This is a genomic window from Achromobacter sp. LC458 (genome assembly GCF_001005835.2).
GTDB classification, from domain to species: Bacteria; Pseudomonadota; Gammaproteobacteria; order Burkholderiales; family Burkholderiaceae_B; genus Achromobacter; species Achromobacter spanius_B.
Window position 1 is genome coordinate 1 of sequence record NZ_LBHW02000087.1, and the last position, 3,420, is coordinate 3,420.

The following is a 3,420-nucleotide window of genomic DNA, read 5'->3' on the forward strand; positions in this document are numbered from 1 at the left end:
CAATAAAAGCCTGACGATGACCTACTTTCACAGACGTCCGTCCACTATCATCGGCGCGAAGGCGTTTCACTGTCCTGTTCGGGATGGGAAGGAGTGGTACCACCTTGCTATGGTCGTCAGGCGTAACTGGTTGAGCGGCTGCGGGTTAGCGCAACGGCTCCAATCTTGGAAGAAACACAACGTGTGGATGATCAGAGGCTAGCTCGATGATCATGCACAGGGGGTCGTAATTGGTGTTGGCTGGCTGCTGACGGTGCAGCCAGATTTTGTATTGAACGACACTTGGAACGCTATATCACCAGGTCAATAACCATCAGTGTTATAGGATCAAGCCTCACGAGCAATTAGTATCGGTTAGCTTAACGCATTACTGCGCTTCCACACCCGACCTATCAACGTCCTGGTCTCGAACGACTCTTTAGGGGGATCAAGTCCCCGGGATACCTAATCTTCAGACGAGTTTCCCGCTTAGATGCCTTCAGCGGTTATCTCTTCCGTACTTAGCTACCCGGCAATGCCATTGGCATGACAACCGGTACACCAGAGGTACGTCCACTCCGGTCCTCTCGTACTAGGAGCAGGCTCCGTCAAGTATCCAACGCCCACGGCAGATAGGGACCAAACTGTCTCACGACGTTTTAAACCCAGCTCACGTACCTCTTTAAATGGCGAACAGCCATACCCTTGGGACCGGCTACAGCCCCAGGATGAGATGAGCCGACATCGAGGTGCCAAACACCGCCGTCGATATGAACTCTTGGGCGGTATCAGCCTGTTATCCCCAGAGTACCTTTTATCCGTTGAGCGATGGCCCTTCCATTCAGAACCACCGGATCACTATGTCCTGCTTTCGCACCTGTTCGACTTGTCAGTCTCACAGTCAAGCACGCTTATGCCATTGCACTATCAGCACGATTTCCGACCGTACCTAGCGTACCTTCGAACTCCTCCGTTACACTTTGGGAGGAGACCGCCCCAGTCAAACTGCCCACCATGCACTGTCCCCGATCCGGATAACGGACCAAGGTTAGAACCGCAAACAAACCAGGGTGGTATTTCAAGGATGGCTCCACGTGATCTAGCGACCACGCTTCAAAGCCTCCCACCTATCCTACACAGGCCGGTTCACAGATCAATGCAAAGCTACAGTAAAGGTTCATGGGGTCTTTCCGTCTAGCCGCGGGTAGATTGCATCATCACAAACACTTCAACTTCGCTGAGTCTCAGGAGGAGACAGTGTGGCCATCGTTACGCCATTCGTGCAGGTCGGAACTTACCCGACAAGGAATTTCGCTACCTTAGGACCGTTATAGTTACGGCCGCCGTTTACCGGGGCTTCGATCAAGAGCTTGCACCCCATCACTTAACCTTCCGGCACCGGGCAGGCGTCACACCCTATACGTCGACTTTCGTCTTTGCAGAGTGCTGTGTTTTTAATAAACAGTCGCAGCCACCGATTCTCTGCGACCCCATCATGCTAAGCGCGCAGGCGCTTCACACTACCGGGGTATACCTTCTCCCGAAGTTACGGTATCAATTTGCCGAGTTCCTTCTCCTGAGTTCTCTCAAGCGCCTTGGAATATTCATCCCGTCCACCTGTGTCGGTTTGCGGTACGGTCTCGTACAGCTGAAGCTTAGAGGCTTTTCTTGGAACCACTTCCAATCACTTCGCAAGCAATGCTCGCTCGTGCCATACCCTTGATTTACGCGCCCGGATTTGCCTAAGCGCCATCTTCGATACAGCAACAGGGACATCCAACACCCTGATGATCTTCCGCGATCCGTCCCCCCATCGCACTGTACGACGGTACTGGAATATTAACCAGTTTCCCATCAGCTACGCATCTCTGCCTCGCCTTAGGGGCCGACTCACCCTGCGCCGATGAACGTTGCGCAGGAAACCTTGGACTTACGGCGAGGGGGCTTTTCACCCCCTTTATCGCTACTCATGTCAGCATTCGCACTTCTGATACCTCCAGCAGCCTTTACAAGCCACCTTCGCAGGCTTACAGAACGCTCTCCTACCGCGTGCACTAAAAGTGCACACCCGCAGCTTCGGTTTATCGCTTAGCCCCGTTACATCTTCCGCGCAGGACGACTCGATCAGTGAGCTATTACGCTTTCTTTAAAGGATGGCTGCTTCTAAGCCAACCTCCTGACTGTCTATGCCTTCCCACTTCGTTTCCCACTTAGCGATAATTCGGGACCTTAGCTGGCGGTCTGGGTTGTTTCCCTCTTGAGTCCGGACGTTAGCACCCGGTGCTCTGTCTCCCAAGCTGTACTTGCGGGTATTCGGAGTTTGCCATAGTTTGGTAAGTCGCCATGACCCCCTAGCTATAACAGTGCTCTACCCCCCGCAGTAATACTTGAGGCACTACCTAAATAGTTTTCGGAGAGAACCAGCTATTTCCAGATTTGTTTAGCCTTTCACCCCTATCCACAGCTCATCCCCTAATTTTTCAACATTAGTGGGTTCGGTCCTCCAGCACGTGTTACCGTGCCTTCAACCTGGCCATGGATAGATCATCTGGTTTCGGGTCTACACCCAGCGACTGAATCGCCCTATTCGGACTCGCTTTCGCTACGGCTTCCCTATTCGGTTAACCTTGCCACTGAATGTAAGTCGCTGACCCATTATACAAAAGGTACGCAGTCACCCCACAAGGAGGCTCCTACTGTTTGTATGCATACGGTTTCAGGATCTATTTCACTCCCCTTCCGGGGTTCTTTTCGCCTTTCCCTCACGGTACTGGTTCACTATCGGTCGATCACGAGTATTTAGCCTTGGAGGATGGTCCCCCCATCTTCAAACAGGATTTCACGTGTCCCGCCCTACTTGTCTTACGCTTAGTTCCACACACAAGATTTCATCTACAGGGCTATCACCTGCTACGGCCGGACTTTCCATTCCGTTCGACTATCTTGCGCGCTAAAACGTAAAGGCTCTTCCGATTTCGCTCGCCACTACTTTCGGAATCTCGGTTGATTTCTTTTCCTCGAGCTACTGAGATGTTTCAGTTCACCCGGTTCGCTTCCACTAGCCTATGTATTCAGCTAGGGATACTGCATTGCTGCAGTGGGTTTCCCCATTCGGACATCTACGGATCAAAGCTTGTTTGCCAGCTCCCCGTAGCTTTTCGCAGGCTACTACGTCCTTCATCGCCTGTGATCGCCAAGGCATCCACCATATGCACTTAGTCGCTTGATCCTATAACGCTGTAGGCTATAGGACCTGAGTATTAGCGTTTGTGCCGTTCATAAGTTTCAAAGCAGTCTGAGGTTATTCACCTCAGTCTTGAGAACTTGGAACAAAATAATGCAATCACAACCCGTACTTATTTTCTTCGACTTGCGTCGAGTACTTAATAAGTACATTTCGTTGTGCTTCTTCCAGATTGTTAAAGAACGAATATAGCTGTT

The 3,420-nt window shown here is 51.5% G+C and carries 2 rRNA genes; both read right to left on the reverse strand.

Annotated elements, in window-relative coordinates:
• Positions 1 to 8 precede the first annotated feature (8 nt).
• Positions 9 to 121 (reverse strand): 5S ribosomal RNA (gene rrf / locus YH64_RS29930).
• A gap of 202 nt (positions 122 to 323) precedes the next feature.
• Positions 324 to 3,208: ribosomal RNA gene (locus YH64_RS29935) — 23S ribosomal RNA — on the reverse strand.
• Positions 3,209 to 3,420: the final 212 nt, after the last annotated feature.